This window comes from Haloferax sp. ATB1 (assembly GCF_000730175.1).
This window is the reverse complement of the sequence record NZ_JPES01000007.1, coordinates 13,284-31,441: the sequence shown is the minus strand read 5'-3', so window position 1 is coordinate 31,441 and position 18,158 is coordinate 13,284. Positions and strand designations below refer to the sequence as shown.

General features: G+C 67.8%; 12 protein-coding genes and 6 pseudogenes. 9 read left to right on the top strand and 9 right to left on the bottom strand.

The genetic code is table 11. The features are described from left to right. The coding region (locus ATB1_RS01330) for an NAD(P)-dependent oxidoreductase (protein WP_042661911.1) at nucleotides 1–465 on the top strand (465 nt) is incomplete at its 5' end. A gap of 63 nt (nucleotides 466–528) precedes the next feature. On the opposite strand, the pseudogene ATB1_RS01325 reads toward ATB1_RS01330, so the two are convergent. Further along, nucleotides 529–1,282: pseudogene (locus ATB1_RS01325) on the bottom strand (class I SAM-dependent methyltransferase). A 122-nt stretch (nucleotides 1,283–1,404) separates the two neighbouring features. Beyond that, a complete protein-coding gene (locus tag ATB1_RS01320; RefSeq protein ID WP_042661918.1) occupies nucleotides 1,405–2,286 on the bottom strand; it encodes a deoxyribonuclease IV in 882 nt (293 codons plus the stop codon). Between the two features lie 90 nt (nucleotides 2,287–2,376). Here ATB1_RS01320 and ATB1_RS01315 point away from each other — a divergent pair, with 90 nt between their 5' ends. Then, nucleotides 2,377–2,901, top strand: coding sequence for a redoxin domain-containing protein (locus ATB1_RS01315; RefSeq protein ID WP_042661910.1), 525 nt, complete (start codon nucleotides 2,377–2,379; stop codon nucleotides 2,899–2,901). A gap of 42 nt (nucleotides 2,902–2,943) precedes the next feature. On the opposite strand, the pseudogene ATB1_RS01310 reads toward ATB1_RS01315, so the two are convergent. Next, nucleotides 2,944–3,766: pseudogene (locus ATB1_RS01310) on the bottom strand (biotin/lipoate A/B protein ligase family protein). A gap of 168 nt (nucleotides 3,767–3,934) precedes the next feature. Here ATB1_RS01310 and ATB1_RS01305 point away from each other — a divergent pair. The 4 genes and pseudogenes from ATB1_RS01305 to ATB1_RS01290 all read left to right on the top strand — a co-directional run bounded on the left by ATB1_RS01305 (nucleotide 3,935) and on the right by ATB1_RS01290 (nucleotide 7,553). Continuing rightward, nucleotides 3,935–4,585 carry a VOC family protein gene (locus ATB1_RS01305; protein WP_042661909.1) on the top strand — a complete coding sequence of 217 codons (651 nt, stop codon included), beginning with the start codon at nucleotides 3,935–3,937 and terminating at the stop codon, nucleotides 4,583–4,585. Between the two features lie 48 nt (nucleotides 4,586–4,633). Then, nucleotides 4,634–5,690 (top strand): annotated as a pseudogene (locus ATB1_RS24025) (sensor histidine kinase). 258 nt (nucleotides 5,691–5,948) lie between these two features. Continuing rightward, nucleotides 5,949–6,386, top strand: a complete 438-nt coding sequence (locus tag ATB1_RS01295) for a hypothetical protein (protein WP_198526017.1) — start codon at nucleotides 5,949–5,951, stop codon at nucleotides 6,384–6,386. Between the two features lie 204 nt (nucleotides 6,387–6,590). Beyond that, complete coding sequence (locus ATB1_RS01290) at nucleotides 6,591–7,553, top strand: serine/threonine-protein kinase RIO2 (protein ID WP_052367638.1); 963 nt, start codon at nucleotides 6,591–6,593, stop codon at nucleotides 7,551–7,553. Nucleotides 7,554–7,646: 93 nt separating this feature from the next. Here ATB1_RS01290 and ATB1_RS01285 read toward each other — a convergent pair whose 3' ends face one another. After that, entirely contained in the window at nucleotides 7,647–8,315 is a 669-nt protein-coding gene (locus ATB1_RS01285; RefSeq protein WP_042661907.1) for a helix-turn-helix domain-containing protein, read from the bottom strand. Between the two features lie 526 nt (nucleotides 8,316–8,841). Here ATB1_RS01285 and ATB1_RS01280 point away from each other — a divergent pair. Beyond that, nucleotides 8,842–9,045: a DUF1328 domain-containing protein gene (locus ATB1_RS01280; RefSeq protein WP_042661916.1), complete on the top strand. Its 204-nt coding sequence runs from the start codon at nucleotides 8,842–8,844 to the stop codon at nucleotides 9,043–9,045. A 37-nt stretch (nucleotides 9,046–9,082) separates the two neighbouring features. Here ATB1_RS01280 and ATB1_RS23760 read toward each other — a convergent pair whose 3' ends face one another. The 4 genes and pseudogenes from ATB1_RS23760 to ATB1_RS01265 all read right to left on the bottom strand — a co-directional run bounded on the left by ATB1_RS23760 (nucleotide 9,083) and on the right by ATB1_RS01265 (nucleotide 13,308). Then, nucleotides 9,083–9,379, bottom strand: coding sequence for a YhjD/YihY/BrkB family envelope integrity protein (locus tag ATB1_RS23760; protein WP_277813190.1), 297 nt, complete (start codon nucleotides 9,377–9,379; stop codon nucleotides 9,083–9,085). Between the two features lie 127 nt (nucleotides 9,380–9,506). Continuing rightward, nucleotides 9,507–9,917: pseudogene (locus ATB1_RS23755) on the bottom strand (YhjD/YihY/BrkB family envelope integrity protein); the annotation flags it as partial. A gap of 99 nt (nucleotides 9,918–10,016) precedes the next feature. Beyond that, nucleotides 10,017–11,087: a TrmB family transcriptional regulator sugar-binding domain-containing protein gene (locus ATB1_RS01270; protein ID WP_198526016.1), complete on the bottom strand. Its 1,071-nt coding sequence runs from the start codon at nucleotides 11,085–11,087 to the stop codon at nucleotides 10,017–10,019. A 5-nt stretch (nucleotides 11,088–11,092) separates the two neighbouring features. Next, nucleotides 11,093–13,308 (bottom strand): annotated as a pseudogene (locus tag ATB1_RS01265) (alpha-amylase family glycosyl hydrolase). 104 nt (nucleotides 13,309–13,412) lie between these two features. Between ATB1_RS01265 and ATB1_RS01260 the strand changes: the two are divergent. Further along, nucleotides 13,413–15,423 (top strand): annotated as a pseudogene (locus ATB1_RS01260) (glucan 1,4-alpha-glucosidase). Nucleotides 15,424–15,486: 63 nt separating this feature from the next. On the opposite strand, the gene ATB1_RS01255 reads toward ATB1_RS01260, so the two are convergent. Beyond that, the gene (locus tag ATB1_RS01255; protein WP_042661906.1) at nucleotides 15,487–16,626 is read right to left on the bottom strand and encodes an ABC transporter ATP-binding protein; all 1,140 of its coding nucleotides are present in this window, start codon (nucleotides 16,624–16,626) and stop codon (nucleotides 15,487–15,489) included. Between the two features lie 234 nt (nucleotides 16,627–16,860). On the opposite strand from ATB1_RS01255, the gene ATB1_RS01250 reads away from it, so the two are divergent. Beyond that, on the top strand, nucleotides 16,861–18,153 hold the full coding sequence (locus ATB1_RS01250) for a substrate-binding domain-containing protein (protein WP_082256223.1): 1,293 nt from the start codon (nucleotides 16,861–16,863) through the stop codon (nucleotides 18,151–18,153). Nucleotides 18,154–18,158: the final 5 nt, after the last annotated feature.

The window sequence follows — 18,158 nt, the reverse complement described above, 5'->3', positions numbered from 1 at the left end:
CGACTCGCCGCGGGCCACGACGCGGTCGCCTCCGCGCTCGGCCCGAGCGACGACGAGTCGCCCGAGGTTCTCGTCGAGATGCTCGACGCCGTGGTCGACGGGATGCGCCGCGCCTCGGTCGACCGCCTCGTCTGGACCGGCGGCGCGGGCATCCTGAACGTCGGCCCCGACACGCGACTCATCGACTCGCCGGAGTTCCCCGACGAGTGGAAGCCGGTCGCCAGCGCCGCCATCGAGGCGTACGGCCTGCTCGAAGACGCCGACGACCTGCGGTGGACCTACGTCGCGCCCGCGGCGTTCATCGAACCCGGCGAGCGGACCGGCGAGTTCCGGACCGCCCGCGGCGAACTCGTCGCCGACGAGGACGGCGAGAGCCGCATCTCGATGGAGGACTTCGCAATCGCCTTCGCTGACGAACTGGAGAGCGGCGACGCCGTCCACGAACAGCTCGCGGTCGGCTACTGAACGGACGGTCTCGTTTTTCGGCCGGTGACTCGGCCACCGGTTCGGCCCGACGAGCAGGCCCGGCTACACCCGGCCCGTCGTCACGTCGAACGGGACGACCTCGGCCCGGCGGTACTCGCCGTCTCGAATCTGCTGGACGACCTCGCGGCCCATCTCCCGCCACTCGCGGCGGACAGACTCGTAGGAGTCGCCGTCGAGCCCGCGGCGGAGGTCGGCCTCGTGGCGGTCGAGTCCCTCACCGGTCGCCTTCTTGGCCGCGCTCCGAACGTCGTGGTCGTCGTACGGCGGTTCGGTCAGCTTGCGGTGGTGGTACCGACGGGTCCCGACGACTGAGAGGCCGGCGTCGGCGAACAGCCCGCGGACGCGGTCGCCGAGCGCCACGTCGGTCGCCACGCCGTCGCGGGAAGGCGTCTCTGACCCGGCGGTCGAGCGCGGCCTCCGCCTCGACGGTCGAATCGACGCCGACGGCGGCGTTGTCGGGTTCGACCGTCGCCACGAGGTCCGACGAGACGCGGGCGAACTCGCTGAGCGCGGCCGTCGGGTCGGGGAGGTTCACGAGGAGCGCCTGACAGACGACCAAATCGAAACTGTCGGCGGCGAAGGGGAGTCGCGTCGCGTCGCCGGCGACCGCCTCGATGCCGGCGCGGTCGGCGGCGACAGAAAGCAGGTCGGTGTCGGCGTCGACGCCGACGACGCGGGCGTCGGCGGCCTCCGCGAGGACGCGCGTGAACTCGCCGGTCCCGCAGCCCACGTCGAGGATGCGGGTCCGACCGCCGAGGTCGAGGTCGGCGAGGGCCGCGCGGGAGTCGTCCCACATGCCCTCTCGCGTCCGCCGGAGATACGATTCCGAGAAGCGTCGCACACGCGGAGTCGGGTGCGGCGACCCAAAAAACAGTCGAAACAGTCGATGCAACGGGCCAGCGACTCTCCTCCGGAACCTTACTCCGCGTCGGCGCGGAGTTCGCGGACGCGGTCGATGTTCCACGCGAAGCCCTTGCCGTCCTCGGTGGGGGTCTCCAGGACGAGGGGCACGTCGTTGTCGACGACGGCGTCGTGGTTGATGAACGCGCGCATGCCCTCCTCGCCGATGAGGCCCTCGCCGATGAGCGCGTGTTCGTCCTTGTTCGTCCCGCACTCGTGTTTCGAGTCGTTGAGGTGGACGCACTTGAGGTGCTCAAGGCCGACCTCGGCGTCGAGTTCCTCGAACGTCTCGTCGACGCCCGCGGCCGTCGAGAGGTCGTAGCCCGCGGCGAACGCGTGGGCGGTGTCGAGACAGACGTCGAGGTCCTGTTCGGACGCTTCGAGGACGTAGCCGAGGTGGGCGAAGTCGTCGCCCATCTTCGTTCCCGACCCCGCGTCGGACTCGATGAGGACGGTGACGCCGTCGGGGATGTCGAGGTCGTCGAGGACGGACACGGCGTTGTCGAGGCCCTGCTGTTCGCCCGCGCCGGTGTGGGCCCCGAGATGGACGTTCACGTACTCGATGCCGAGTTTGTCGGCCATGTCGACCTCCGTCTGCATCGAGTCAAGCGACTTCTGCCGGAGGCCGTCTTTGGGCGTACAGAGGTTGACGAGATACGACGAGTGGATGACCCACGGGCCGGCCAGTTTGTCGGCGGTCTCCTCGCGGAACAGTTCGGCCTCCTCGTCGGAGATGTCGGGGTCGCGCCACACCTGCGGCGAGGTGGTGAAAATCTGCCCGCAGTTGCCGCCGAAGGCGACCTGCCGGAAGACGGCGTTGGCGACGTTACCGTGCGGTGGCGTCTCCTCGTCGGAGGAGACCTTCGAACTGGACATCGAGACGTGTGCGCCGACTTGCATGCAGAGTCCGACGGCGTACCCGAACAAAGGGACTTCGGAGTTGGTGGCCGAAGCCAGAACGGCTATCCTTCGCGCGCGAAACCACGTCACATGTCAGGACTTTCCGTCGGGGAGACAGCACCCGACGTGACGCAGACGCTCGTTGCACCCGACGGCGACGTGAGCGAGCGCAGCCTCTCGGAACTCGCCGCAGACAAGCCCGTCCTGCTGTGTTTCTACACCGCCGACTTCAGCCCCGACTGCATCGATGAGTGGTGCGCGCTCCGCGACTTCGACTGGTTCGCGAGCGGGGACGCGGTTCGCGTCGTCGGGGCGAGTAAGTCCGGCGTCGAGATGCACCGGCGCTTCATCGACAGATACAGCCTGTTGTTCCCGCTGTACGCCGACACCGACCTCGAACTCGCCGCGGCGTTCGACGTGGTCTACCGGACCTTCGGCGTCTCGAAGCGCTCGCGACGCTCGTGTTTCCTCCTCGACGAGAACCTGACCGTCCGCTACCGCTGGCTGGGCGACCATTGGCTCGACCCGACCCGCGACGTGCCGCCCCTGACAGCGGTCCACGAAGGCGTCACCGAAGCGCTCGACCTCGACGAACCGGAGACGTTCGGCTTCTAGCTCTGGCGCAACCGCACGACCCACCGCGTGGTTCTCGGCCGCTTACTGCGACCCCGGACGACGGCGCACCCAGTCGTCAGCGCGGTACTTCTCGTCGACCTTCGCGCGCGCCCGGTCGAGTTCGTCGTCGGTCCACGACCCCACGTCGGCGTCGACGAATCCCGAGAGCGATTCGGTGAGCGCCGCGACGAACTCCTCGCGGGAGGCGTCTGCGAGTTCGTCGATGCCGACGACGCGCTCCCGAAACGCCTCGGGCGTCACGTCGTGGCCGTCGAACACGTCGAGGTGAGTCTCGGCGTCCACCGAGTAGGTGAGCGACCCGTGCTGGACGACACCGTCGCGGCGGCGGTACTGGGCGTTGCCCGCGACTTTCCGGCCCGCGGCGACCATGTCGTGGGCGGGGTGGAGCGCCCGCAGATAGCAGGCGGGGTGCCAGATGACGGGCACGTCGTCGTCGACGAAATCCACGTCCACGCCGACCGCGCGAATCGCGTCGAGAATCGGCTCGCACAGGAGGTGGTAGCAGTCCATGAGGTCGCCCGGCAGCTCCGATTTCGGCGCGGCGATTGAGTAGGCCACGTCGCCGTGGCGGTCGTGGTAGATGCCGCCGCCGCCGGTCTGCCGGCGGGTCACGTCGATTCCCTCGCGGTCGCAGTAGTCCCAATCGACGGTCTCGGGGTGCCTGTCCGTAGCCCAGCGAGAGGCAACTCGGCTCCCACGAGTAGACGCGGACGGTCCGAGGGCCGCCCGCGGCGGCCGTCTCGCCCGCAACCTCGTCGAGCGCCATCTGCATCGGTCCCGGTCGGACCTCCTCGCGAATCACCCGCCACTCGCGGTCGGCAATCGACCCCTGCGAGTCGTTCATACGTCGGCTTCGTCCATCCGGGAGAAAGCGATTTCGACGCTCGGCCACCGCCGCGGGCCGCCCGGCTCTCGTCGCCGACGGGTACCAGTCGGGCGACCGGCGCCGACCGCCGACCGATGCGGCCGACGCGAGCGATTCCGTTAAACCGCGTCGCGGTGACGTGAACCCATGAAGTTCAACCGCGTCGCCCTCGCCGCGACAGACCCCATCTCGCTGTGTGAGTTCTACGTCGAGACGCTCGGGTTCGCGCCGGTCACCGGGTCACAACGCTCGGCGACCGCCGGGGAGACGACCCTGTGGTTCGAACTCGGCGACACCGACCCCGGCCACCTCGCGTTCACCGTCGCCGCCGCAGTGGACTCCGTGGTCGCGTGGCTGGACGAGCGCACGGGCGTAGACGTGCTCGATACCGACGAGGGGCCGAGCGTCCGGTTCGACTTCCTCGGCTGTGACTCCGTCTACTTCGAGGACCCCGAGGGCAACGTCATCGAGTACGTCTGCTACGACGGCGACGCGACGGGCGAGTTCGACCCGGCGACGGACCTCCGCGGCGCGACCGAGGTGGGCATGGCCGTCCCCAACGTGGACGCGTTCGTGGCGGCACTGACCGAGGCGCTCGGCATCGAGCCGATGGAGTCGTTCGAGGGCGGCGACCTCGTGTTCGTCGGCGATCGAGACGCCCGCTTCGTCGTCTCGCCGGTCGGCCGCCCGTGGTATCCGACCGACAGCGAGGCGACCGTCGGCCCGGTGTCGGCGCAGTGCGACGCCGACGGCGTCTTCGACCCCGAGGGGCTCCCGTACCGCGTCAACATCGAGTGACAACTCGTTTCAAAGAAGCGTTATTACTTCTACGAGAGTCAACGAACTGTGAACGTCTCTCGTCTCGTTAGTGCGGGGTCCCTCAGTCTCACCGGAGTGGCCCTGTTCGTCATCGTCTCGAACAGCGTCGCCTCGGTCGCATCCGACCTCGCCGGCCTCGTCGCCGCGGCCTTCGGCCTCCTCATCTCGGTGCTCTTCGTCGCCGTCGGCCCCGTCGTCTACCGAAGCGACCTCAAGACCATCCATATCGCCCGTGTCGCCGGCTGGAACCTCCTCGGCGTCGTCGTCACCGTGTTCGTCCTCGCGCTCATCGGAAGCTACCAGCAGGCCGCGGGCGGGACGGTCAGCGAGCCGCTTTTCAGCGCGGCCGTGGTCGTCGGCGTGAGCGCCGTCGCACACGTCCTCATCGGCCTCAACGACGTGCGCCGGATTCGGACCCGTGAGCTATCGGAGCAGTACAAGCGGTCGGCGGTCATCAATCGGCTCGTCCGCCACAACCTCCGGCACACCGCGCAGTTGCTCCTCGGCTGGGGCGACCAACTCGCCACCGACGGCGGCGACGACGAGACCGTCCGCATCGGCGAGCGACTGAAAGCGACCGGCGACGACCTCGGAACGATGAGCGACCAAGTCAAAACCGTCACCCAACTCGTCGACAGCGAACCCGAGGGTGAGACGGTCGACCTCCGCGCGCTCCTCGAACCGCTCGTCGACGACCGCTCGGCGGCCAACCCGGAGGCGACCATCACCGTCAGCGGCGACGGCTCCAGCGACGGTCGTCGGCGGGACGAAGCTGAAAATCGCGTTCCGCGAAATCGTCGACAACGCCCTCGAATACGCGGGCAGCGACCCGACGGTCGAGATTACCTACGAGCGCGTCGGCGGCGAGGTCGTCGTGCGAATCGCAGACGACGGACCGGGCATCCCCGACCACCAGCGCGAACTCATCGAGCAGAACGTCGAAGAGAGCGACCTCGCCCACGGCAACGGCCTCGGCCTCTGGCTCTCGAAGTGGATTGTCGAGGCCTACGGCGGCGAACTCCGCCTTCCCCCGACCGACGACGGCGAGGGTGCAGTCGTCGAGTTCCACCTCGACTCGGCCTGAGTCCACAGCCTCGTAGACGGCTGACACGAGAGATTTGCTCGGTTTCACTGCTTGAATCAGCCGCTCAGTAGATGTTCGTATGAACTACAGTGTGGATGCTGTCACGGCGACCCGACTTTCGAGAACGGGGCCACAGACCTCATTCAACCGAGGCGTGAGGAACTGGATGGAATGAACCAACCAACTCACGACAACTCCAAACAATCGGCCACGGAACCAGAAGACACATCGTCGGTCTCTCGTCGCGGCTTTCTGCGCGTGAGCACGGTCACTGCAGCGACCGCAGTGGGAGTCGGTGCGTTTAGTGGCCACGCGGCCGCCCACTTCCCCGCGGACCTGACCATCGATATCAAGCCGGGAAGTGAAGACAACTCGATTAACCCGAACAGCCGTGGCGTCGTTCCGGTGGCCGTCCTTCAGACGGACGACTTCGACCCGACGAGTGAGGATGTCAGGTATCGGTTCGGCGCCCCCGATGTCGTTGGCGAGGGGGGCGGCGCCCGACCAGCACACGGCGGTCATATCGAGGATGTGAACGGGGACGGACTGGACGACCTCGTCCTGCAGTTCCCCACTGAAGAGACCGGCTTCGATGGCGATGAATCCGAAGGGCGGCTCGAATGGGAACGAACTGAGGACGGTCATCATGGGCAATCGGGAACCGACTCCGTCTCGATAGTGGGACGACACTCCTGACGACTCTCTCCGTCTTGCACGCTGCTCGTGACAGAAACTGGAGAGCGTATCAGTCGACGCGAGACGCCTATCTTCCAGACTCCCCATCGTCCGAAACTGTGGGTCAGTCGTCACACCCCTGATTTCGTATCGTCGCATGTGATTTATCGCGGCGACGTTCGCCGACTCGCGGGCCTTTTACGCCTCGCCGACGGACGGACGTGCATGGTACGGAACGTCGCCGGCGTCATGGCCGAACTCGAGCCCGAGGACTTCTACCTCCTCTCGGGCGTCGAGCAGGGCATGCGCTTCAGCGAGTGGGTCAACCGGGAGAAGCTGCCGAAGAACTCGGGGCTGACCGCCGAGGAGGTCGACTACCGCATCGACCGCTGTATGACCCGCGAGCTCATCGAGCGCAAGACCATCCAGTACGAGGGGTACAAGCTCACGGTCGAGGGGTACGACGCGCTCGCCCTCCGGACGTTCGCCCAGCGAGACACCATCCAAGGGTTCGGCGCGCCCCTCGGCGTCGGCAAGGAAAGTGACGTGTTCGAGGTGCAGTCGTTCAAGCCGCTCGCGCTCAAATTCCACCGCGAGGGGTACACCAACTTCCGCGAGGTGCGCCGCGAGCGCGACTACACCTCCGAGAACCACCACGTCTCGTGGCTCTACACCGCCCGCAAGGCGGCCGAACGCGAGTACGAAGCGCTCGAAACCCTGTTCCCGAAGGTGTCGGTGCCCCGCCCCGTCGACCACAACCGTCACGCCATCATCATGGCGAAACTCGACGGCGTCGAACTCGCCAAGGCGAAACTCGAATCCGAACAGGTCACGGGCGTCCTCGACCTGATTCTCTCGGAGATGGCCGACGCCTACGAGGCCGGCTACGTCCACGCCGACATGTCCGAGTACAACGTCGCGGTCGGTGAGCGCGGCATCACGGTCTTCGACTGGCCGCAGGCCGTCCCGACCGACCACGACAACGCCCGCGAACTCCTCGCGCGCGACGCGAAGAACATCGTCGGCTACTTCCGCCGCAAGTACCCCGCCGAGATGCCCGACGACGTGGACATCGACGCGCTGGCGACCGCCATCGCCGAAAACGAGTTCGAGAGCGTCACCACCCACGCCCTGACGGCCGCTCGCTCGGCGACGCCGGTTTTTAGCGACTCCGCTTTTCACCCGTGACGAGCGTCAGCGACCGGTCTCGTTCGCTGGGAGACCGCTCGATGGAGAGAATATAAATCACATACTGCGATATGAAATTCCGAATCCGGCGTCTCAGTCCCGGAAGTCGTCCGGGACCGACCCGATGAGCAGAGAGTCTTCGACGAGCGCATCTGTCCCCCGCCTGATTCGCTCGGAGAGCGACTGATGCGAGACGCCCATCTTGTCGGCCAGTTCGGAGAGCGAGATTCGCCGGGGCACTTCGAAGTAGCCCTCCCGCGCCGCCGTCGCCAGCGCCTCGAACTGGCTTTCGGTGAGACCGTACCGTCCGGCCGGTTCGGCGTCCATCTCTCGAATCGACTCGATTTCGAACCTCAGCCCGTGTTCCGCCGCGAAGTCGTGCGTCCGCGCGAAGTCGTCGCGAGCCGGGTAGAGTATGCGGAACTGCCACTCGTCGCCCCAGCCGTACGCGTCGAGAATCGTCGCGTGAGAGTTCGTTATCATCTGCAGGAGCAGGTGGACGTGGTCGACCCACGCCATCCGGTAGAGGAACTCGTCGTCGAACTCCGAGAGACAGGTAACTTCGTCGACCGACGGGTCTTCTCGCAGGGCGTCGTCGATGTCCGAGCGGTCGGCGTGACGAATCCACACGAGGGGCATCACGGAGTGTTCGCCGCTCTCGATGATACGCTCGCACTCGATTTCGACGCCCGGAAGCGCGGAGAGCGTGTGGCCTAACGCGAATTCGTCGGACGGAATCGCTCCCCGTACGATAGTTGCCATGGCGATGGGTAGGCGAGCGTGGTACATTTGTCTGCGGGCGGCCATCGCCTGGCGGGTGGCCCGGGGCACACGCAAGCCCGCCTGTTACACTGCTTCGGATACACGTTCAGAACGTGATTGGACGCCAACTGCTGGACTCGAAGTGGACGAGAACGCTGAGCGCGGTAACCTCGGTCGTCGCGGGAGCCAGAGCGCTGGCGAAGGGGCGAACCAAACGGGGAGTGCTATTGATGGCTGCCGGAGCGTTCTCGCTCCGGTGGAGCAGCGCCGGATTCGTGGCGCAACTCGCCGCCGAAGCGGTGAACCGTCGCTAAGTCGGGGTCGGGTCGGCGAAGCACGCCCCACGATGGACCGAACCTTGCCAATGCAGGGACCGGCCTCATTGTGTGCGGGAGGCAATCACGACCGCGATGAGAGACACAGTTCACGCCGATGAGACCGGAGACGCTCGCGCTCCGAAGCCGCCGAAACCCGTCGCACACATCCGGGAGGTGAAACGCGGGGGCACGTGGCCCACCGCCGGACGATGACGCTCTCGGGGCTCGGAGTCGCCGCGCTCACGCCGCTGCAGGGTGGCGGCGGGTTCCTCTACTACGCGGTCGTGTTCCTCGTCTTGGCCCTCGTCGCCGGGCTCGCCGGCTTCCGCGGAATCGCGGGGCTCTCGATGAAAGTCGCACGTATCCTCGTCGTCATCTTCCTCGTGCTGGCCATCGTCACGTTCCTCCTGTAAGGGACGCTGAACGCTTTTTCGCGGCGACGCGCCATCGTCAACCTCGCTCGTCACCCGTCGCCTCGTCACCGGGATACCAGTCGGCGTCGGCATCGACCCGGTTCGCCAGCACCGCGTTGACGACGACGCCGACGAGCAAGGCCAGCGAACCGACGTACAGCCACGTCAGGATGAGCAAGACCCCGCCCGCGGCACCGTAGAGTTCGATGCTCTGCGAGACGCCGAAATAGAGGCGGAGCACCTGAAGCGACGCCGTCCACCCGAGCGCCGCGAGCGCGGCCCCCGGAACCGGTTCGAGCGGGGAGACGTCGACGCCCGGGAACAGCGCGTACATCGGAACGAAAAGCACGGTGAGCAACGCCCACAGGAGAATCGGTGCGCGCGACCGACCACAGCAGTTGTGTCACGCGGAAGGAGACGACGAGACCGGCGGCGGCGATGACGCCGACGCCGACCGCGACCGTCGCCATGACGAGGGCGCTGTTGAGGAATCGCCTGAGCGTCGAGACCGCTTTCCGCGTGCCGTACACCTCGCTGAAGACGCTATCCATCCCGCGAAACAGCCGGAACGAACTCCAGAGGAAGATGCCGAAGGCGAGCGCCGCGGCGCGTAATCGCCCGGCCGACTGCCCGCTCACCTGTCTGAGCGTCGATTCGAACTGCGAGAGGTCGAGGCCGAGGAGGAGTTCGAACGTGGGGAGCAGGGCTTCGACCCGACCGGACGTCGTGACGAGGACGAAAAGCAGGAGCGTCAGCGGGACGAGCGAGTTGAACGCGTAGTACGCGAGACTCGCGGCCGTCACCGTGACGTTCTTCTCGCGGGTGACGGCGAGCGTCCGCGCGGCGAGGCGACGGACTCCGTCGCGGTCCATGAGCGTCAAACGAGAGGCCCACGTAATAATTCGGTGGCGGGCCTGCGAACGCACCGCACGGCCGGCGGCGCTGGCGTCTCGGAAACGGGGGCGGTCGGTCTACTCGACGGCCGCGAACTCGACGGAGTCGGCCTCGAAGTCCTCGACGAACGCGCCCTGTCCGCCGACGCTGTAGGTCCCCTCGGCCGTCTCGATGACGAAGGCGTTCTCGACCGGGAAGGAGTTGTTCGCGGGTTCGAGGAGGCCCTGACGGATGTCGACCACGCGGCCGCGGAGTTCGGTCGGGCCGTCGGTGTGGACCATCCGCCCGCGGACGGTCACGTCGAGGTCGATGCCCGCCCGGTCGCAGAGGGCGGCCTGCAGGACGGCGTGGCGGAAGTTGTGGTACGTCGCCGGGAGCGGGTCGGGGTCGGTCGTGTACGCCTCGGCGGCCATCGGCCAGTAGTTCCCGAAGAAGGAGCCGACGATGACCGGGCCGAGGTGCGGTTGGGCGAAGACGATGGCCTGCGACTCGGAGTTCGACCGGGCGACCATCTCGCCGGGGGAGATGAGCCCCGTTCGCGAGTCGACGGTGAGCATCGTGGGCATGAGTTCGTGCCAGACGCGCACCAGCGAGGCCACGCCGTCGAGCGCGAGGTCGTCGTGCGGTTCGACGCCGCTGACGACGAGCGAGACGAGGACGCCGCGCTCGCGGGCCGCCCGGAGTTCGTCTTCGACCTCGTCGAGCACGTCGTAGGGGAGCGACAGCGTGATTTCGGACTCGGCGCGACCGACGAGTTCGGCGATGCGCTTGAGCACCGTCACGCGGGACTTGATGACCTCGAAGCGCTCTTGGTCGCGGGCGGTGGCCGTGTAGCGCTCCTCCAGCGCGGGGCGCATGGACTCGACGCTCTCGGAGAGCGATTCGATGACCTCCATCGGCGGCAGCGGCCGAATCGTGGTCGGCACGACGTGGTCGTTGATCTCCACGAACCCGCGCGATTCCAGTTCCTTGCTCACGCTGTAGACGTAGCGCTTGGAGACGCCCGCCGCGTCGGCGATCTGACTCGCCTTCGCCTCCCCGAGTTCGAGCAGGGTCAGATACGTGTCGACGACCTTCTCTGAGAGCCCGAACTGCTTCAGGAGGTCGGCGAGTTCCCGGTCGTCCATGGTCGGACTGTCATCGACCATGGTACTTAATGGCTCGAATCGCCGACGGCGCGGAGCACGACCGCGTCGGCGACGGTGACGCGGACGCCCCCATCGCCCGCGGCCGCGTCGTTCGCGCCAACTCGCTCGCCCGTCAGGAGGTCGGTCCCCTCGACGTCCGCGCCGAGTTCGACGGTCGTCGGCTCCCCGTCGAAGTTCAGGACGACCACGAATCGGTCGGTGCCGTCGTCGCGGGCGAACGCGACCACGCGGTCGGACTCGACGCCGCCGTCTCCGGCGGGAGCAACGTCGGCGGGGACGGGTTCGACGCCGCCGACGCGGAGTACCTCGTGGGCGTCGCGGAGGCGGGAGAGCCGCCGGTGGAAGCCCACGAGGTCGCTGTCGGCGTCGTACCAGCGCATCGTCCCGCGCTGGGTTTCGACGCCGGTCTCTTGGCCGTAGTAAATCATCGGCGCGCCGGGGAGCGTGAACGTCGCGGCCGCGGCCGCCCGAAGCGCGTCGTCGCCGACCGCGCTCCGGTAGCGCTCCTCGTCGTGGTTCTCGACGTACCGGAGTTGCACGGCGTCGTCGGGGAAGCCGTGCCAGCGGGCGTCGGCGACGGCGTCGAAGATGGCCGTCGCCGGTTTCTCGCCCGCGCCGACCTCGCGGAGCGCCCCGTACAGCGTCGTGTCGTAGTGGGCGTCGAACTCGGTTTCGTGGTACGCGGGGTCCCGCGGGATGGTCTCGTCGAGGAGCAGGAAGTCGGGGTCGTCGGCCTTCACCCGCTCGCGGACCTCCTTCCAGAAGCCGTGAGGGACGCCCCACGCCACGTCGCAGCGGAAGCCGTCGACGACCGCCGGCCCACTCGGCGACCACGTCGAGCATCCACGACCGGACCGCGGGCGAGTCGTAGTTGAGGTTCGGGATGCGCGTCCAGTTGAAGTAGTGTTCCGCCGCGCCGGGGCCGCCCCAGTCGACGTCGGAGGGGTCCTCGCGCTCGGGGACGCGGACGTAGTGGTTCTCGTAGCCGGGGACGCCGGTCGAGTGGAACTGGAAGGCCGGGTGGTCCCGCGACGTGTGGTTGATGACGAGGTCGAAGACGACGCGGATGCCGGCGTCGTGACAGCGGTCGACGAGCGCCTCGAAGTCCTCGCGCGAACCGAGGTCCGCGGCGGTCTCGAAGTAGTCGGTGACGTGGTAGCCGTGGGTCGTGTGGCTCTCCAGTATCGGCGTGAGCCACAGGCAGTCGACGCCGAGCGATTCGAGGTAGGGGACGCGCCGGGCGAGTTCGTCGAACGTCGGGTCGGGCGTCTCGCCGACGAACGACCGGACGAACACCTCGTAGACGGTCGCGTGGTGCGCCCACTCGGGCGCGTCGCCGGGGCGCGAGATGGCAAGACCAGAACCGGACTCGTCGCCGACGATACCGGGGTCCACGACCAGCGTGTCGAGAACCGAGTGCCGGACGTACGGTTCGCTCGACTCACCCGACTCGGTCGTCGTCTGGACGGCGACGGCGTGGACCCGAACCGGCTCCGACGAATCGAATCCGCGGAGCGTTTCGACCGGGACGCGCAGATGGTCGTCGCCGACCTCGCAGTCGCCCGGTTCGAGCGCGTCACGACCGTCGAACAGGAACTCGACGGCGATCGTCGCCTCCTCAGCGTCGGGCGCGGGCTCCGCGTCCGCGACGACGACGAGTTCGGTTCGGTCGGAGTTCTCGCCTCCGTCGGCGTCGCCGTCAGTCACCTCGGTTCGCCCGTCGAGTCGGACCCGCGGGCGGCCCGGTCCGGGGACTTCGACGTCGCCGCGGACCTGTTCCGCGAGGTCGTCGTGCGGGGCAAACCCGAACGGGTGCGTGCCCGGCGGGAGCGCCACGTCGAGGACGTAGTCGTCGCCGACGCGGCGCGGTCGGTCGCGGCCGACGAGGCGGTCGTTGAACGGGCCGATGACGGACACCTCGTCGGGCGACGCGGGTTCGAGGTCGGCCGCGGGAACCGCCATCGTCGCCGGGCGGCGGTCGTCGGGGAAGGCGCGAACGGTCTGTTCGTGGCGGTCGTCCGGCGCGTCGAGTTCGAGGCGGTACGTGCCGGGAACGTCGGGGGCGAGGTGGACGACCGGCCCGGAGCCGACCGTCGACGGCGCTCTCCGCGGGCGCGTCGAGAACGCGCCAGCGGTACGTTGCGTCCCGTTCGGGGGCTCTCGGGGCGAGTTCGACGGGGCGGCCGACCGTCGTGACTCGCGGCGGACCGGGGTGATGCATATCCCACCTCGGGTGAGCGGGGTCCTTACCGTTTCGAAACCGCATGAAAGTTTGAAGGAACATTACACCAAGATTATTATCTGCGGGGGTCCCACGACTCAGCAATGCAACTACGCGACGCGCTGGCCGACTACAAGCGGCACGCAGACCACCCGACGCGGTTCCCGGGCGAGCGACGGACGACGAGCGGCCTGTTTTCGGGGCTCGGAAGCCGGTTGGTCCACGTCGAGACCGACGGCTCGCTCCGCGACTTCGGCTACCCGCTGTCCGGCCTCTGGGGGGTCGAGCGCTCCCGGTTCGGCGTCCGCCCCGTCGGCGACGAGGCCGGCGTCCACTGGTTCGACGAGGGCGCGAGCCAGTCGTACGCGGACGACGGCGCGCTCGTCGTCACCGACCACGAGACGCCCCACGGCGACGTGACCCAGTACGACCTCGCGGTCGGCGACGGCCACGTCAGCCGGTTCGAGACCGACGCCGACGTGGAACTCGTCGCCTTCGTCCACTTCCAGCCGGACGGCCGCGACACGCTCGTCGGGCAACTGACCCACGGCGACGCGGTGGAAGCGTACCACGCCGAGGAACACGACTTCCTCGCGTCGTCGCCGGCGTTCGAGCACGTCGAGGGCACGCGTGCCCGAGGGCTTCGACGAACTGCTCTCGGAGGGCGAGGTCGAACTGCCGCGTCCCCGCACCGACGACTGCTACGAGGAGGGCCAACTGAGCGGCGCGGTCGTCGGGACGGTCCCGTTCGAGTCGGGCGCGGCCGCGGTCGGCCACCTGCTCACCGACGACACCGAGACGGGCCGCGAGGAGGCGCTCGAAACCGTCCGCGACCTCGTCGCGCGCGACCTCGACGACCTCCGCGAGCGCGCCGCTACGGACAGGTCGAGGGCGCGGTTCCCGACCACCGCGAATCGGCCGCGATGCGCGATGACGTCCGCGTGCTCTCGGCTGCTTTCGGGGGCGCTCGGCCTCCGCATCGCCGGCCCCGACTTCGACCCCTACTACGCCTACTCCGGCGGCTACGGCTACACGTGGTTCCGCGACGACGCCGAAATCTCGACGTTCCTCTTCGAGTCCGACGAGCGACTCGACCTCGGCCTCGACGCGTGGCACGAACGGAGCGCCCGCGCCTACTGCCGCACCCAGCGCGAGGACGGCTCGTGGCCCCACCGCGTCTGGCCCTTCGACGGGTCGCTCGCGCCCGGCTGGGCGAACGCGCGCCTCGAATCCGGCGACGACGCGGACTATCAGGCCGACCAGACGGGGAGCGTCATCGCCTTCCTCGCGGCCTACCACGACCGCTGTGCCGACGACGACCTCCGCGCCGACATCGAGGAGACGCTCGCGCGCGCCCTCGACAGCCTCGACGACACCCTCGGCGACGACGGCCTCCCCGTCGACTGCCAGAACGCGTGGGAGAACATGACCGGGCGATTCAGCCACACCGCGGCGACGTTCCTCGAAGCCTACGCCGAACTCGCGCTGTCTGACCTCGATTCGGCGCTGACCGACCGGGCCGCAACGCGCGCCCGCGAGGTGTACGAGGGCATCGACCACCTCTGGAGCGAGGGCCGCGGCTGTTACGCGCTCCGCGTCGCCGACGGCGAACTCGACGACCGCTACGACTCCGCCGCGCTCGCACTCGCGTCGGCCCACCGGACCTACGACCGACTCGAACCCGTCGACGACGACCGACTGGACCGGCTCGTCCGCCACGTCGAGTCCGTCTTCGACGGCCTCTGGCACGACCCCGACGACAGCGACGTGAAGGGACTCGTCCGCTTCGAGGGCGACGACTGGCGGATGCGCGAGCAGTCCTCCGAGAAGATTTGGACCGTCTCGACCGCGTGGGGCGCGAACGCCGGCGTCGAACTCGCCGCCCTGCTGGCCGCCCACGACGACGACCGTGCGGGGGCGTTCGCCGACGAGGGCCGGGCGCTCCTCGACCTCGTCCTCCCCGACGGCCCGCTGTGCACCGACGAGGGCTACCTCGCGGAGCAGTTCTTCGACGACGGCACGCCCGACAGCGCGACGCCGCTCGGCTGGCCGCACGCGCTCCGGCTGGCGACGCTGGCGACGCTCGACGCAGACGACGCCTTCGACGGGGAGTAAGTCGGCGGCGACGCGGCTGTCGAACAACGAGGGACCACCGCGAGAAAACAGCGAACTACTTCTTCACGCCTGCTGCGTCGGGGCCGCGCGCCGCTTGGACTCGCGGTAGAGGAGCGACTCGCCGGTCCGCGGGTGGAAGACGTGAAGGTCCGACTCGTCGAAGGTGACGCCGACCGTCTCGCCCGTCTCGGGTTCGATGTCCGAGTCGACGCGGGCGATGAAGTCGGGGCCGATGTCGAGGTGGAGGTAGTTGTCCGAGCCGATGGGTTCGACGACGCCGACGGTCGAATCGACGACGTTCTCGCCGGACGAGGTCGTCACTACGTCCTCAGGTCGGACGCCGACGCGGAGGTCGGTCGCGTCGGTCGCCTCGCGGAGCGTCGCCGAGAACGACTCGGACAGGCGGTACGAGAAGGCCCCGTCGCCGACGAGCACGAGGCGGTCGCCCTCGCGTTCGACCGACACGTCGAGGAAGTTCATCGACGGCGAGCCGACGAAGCCGCCGACGAACTCGTTGGCGGGGTTCTCGTACACGTCCTTCGGGCGGCCGACCTGCTGGAGTTTCCCGTCGTTGAGGATGACGATTCTGTCGCCCATCGTCATCGCCTCCTCCTGGTCGTGGGTGACGTACAGCGAGGTGATGCCGAGTTCGTTCTGGAGGCGCTGAATCTCGGTCCGCATCGTGGTGCGGAGCTTCGCGTCGAGGTTCGAAAGCGGCTCGTCGAACAGGAACACGTCGGGTTCGCGGACGATGGCGCGGCCGAGCGCGACGCGCTGTTTCTGCCCGCCGGAAAGCTCGTCGGGCTTGTCGTCGAGGAGGTCCTCGATACCCATCATCGACGCCGTCTCGCGGACGCGCTCGCGGCGCTCGTCCTTCGAGAGGTCGGTGCTCATCCGCAGGCCGAACGCCATGTTCTGCATGACGGTCTTGTGCGGATACAGCGCGTAGTTCTGGAACACCATCGCCACGTCGCGCTTGCGGGCGTGCTGGTCCGTGACGTCCTCGCCGCCGATTCGAATCGCGCCGCCGGAGGGCGATTCGAGCCCCGCGACCATGCGGAGCGTCGTCGATTTCCCGCACCCCGAGGGGCCGACGACGGTGATGAACTCGCCGTCCTCGACGTCGAGCGAGAGGTCCTCGACGGCGACGACGCGACCCCGGTCGTACTCCTTGCGAAGCGCTTCGAGCGTGAGACGTGCCATTACTCCCCGTCTGTCCCCATCGTCCATAATCGTTTTCCTATTTTCTGAATTTGTGATGCAATAGTTCGTATTAAATTTCAAACGGCTGATCTTGGAATGCCACGAGACGCCTTCTATCGACGGTTCTCGAAGTTCTCACTGCTCGCCGAACTGGCGACTTTCGCCGCGAATGCGGGCGTCATTCCGAACTATTAAATATATGAACACATAGTTCATCATAGATTCGTTATGCCAATGAACCGCCGCACAATCCTGAAGCAACTGGCAGGCACGACGGCCGTCGGCGCACTCGCAGGGTGCGTGGGCGTGTCGGAGACCGATTCGACGCAGACGCCCGAACAGAGCGGTGCGGAGGGCGACGACGGTGGCGAGGAGACCACCGCGGGAGGGGAATCTGACTCCGCGGGTCCGAGCGGGACGTTCACGCTCTGGCACCAGCGCGCGGAAGCCGAGAAGCAGGCGCTCGAAGCGAACGCCGAGACGTTCACCTCGGAGACGGCCCACACGGCCAAGCCCGCCGAAATCGCCGACCTCCGGAAGAAGACGACCTCCGCCATCCCGGCCGGGCAGGGCGCGGGCATGTTCGACTGGGCCCACGACTGGACCGGCGAGTACTACCAGAACGGCTTCCTCTCGGACCAGAGCGACCAGCTGGACGTGGACCTCTCGGTCTACACCCGCCCCGCACAGGAGGCGGTCCAGTTCGACGGCGCGACCGTCGCGCTCCCCTACGCGGCCGAGACCGTCGGCCTCATCTACAACAAGGAGATGGTGGACGAAGCGCCCGAGACCATCGCCGACATGACGGCGGTCATGGAGGAGTACCACGACCCCGAAAACGGGATGTACGGGGTCAGCTACCCGCTCGACGCCTACTTCATGAGCGCGTGGGCGCACGCCTTCGGCGGCTACTACTTCGACGAGTCGAACGTCGAACTCGGCCTGTCGAACGAGGCGACGCTCGACGGGTTCCAGTTCGTCCTCGACAACTTTGTCCCGTACCAGCCGAAGGACACCGGCTACGACCCGCAGGCGGCGGTCTTCCTCGAAGGCAACGCGCCCTTCGCCATCAACGGGCCGTGGTTCCTCGGCGACGTCCGCTCGAACGACATCGACGCCGGCATCGCCCGGCTCCCCTCGCCCGAGGGCGACGCGGAGCCCAAGCCGTACACGACGGTCAAGCAGCTCTACTTCACCTCGACGCTGGAGGGCGACGAGGCGACGGCGGCCGCGTCCCGCGCGTTCGCCGAGTGGTACACCACGAACACCGACGTGCTCTCGGCGAACGCCGAGGAGTTCGGCTACATCCCGGTCCACGAGGAACTCGCCGCGAGCAGCGACCTCCCCGAGGCCGTCCGGGGCTTCTCGGAGTCCGTCTCGCTGGGCACGCCCATCCCGACGCACCCGAACATGGGCGACGTGTGGGGGCCGCTCGAAGACGCCTTCAACAGCGTGAAAAACGGCGACTCGGAGCTCGAAGCCGCGTTCACGAGCGCCGAAGAGAACATCCGGTCTAACTGGGAGTAAGGACG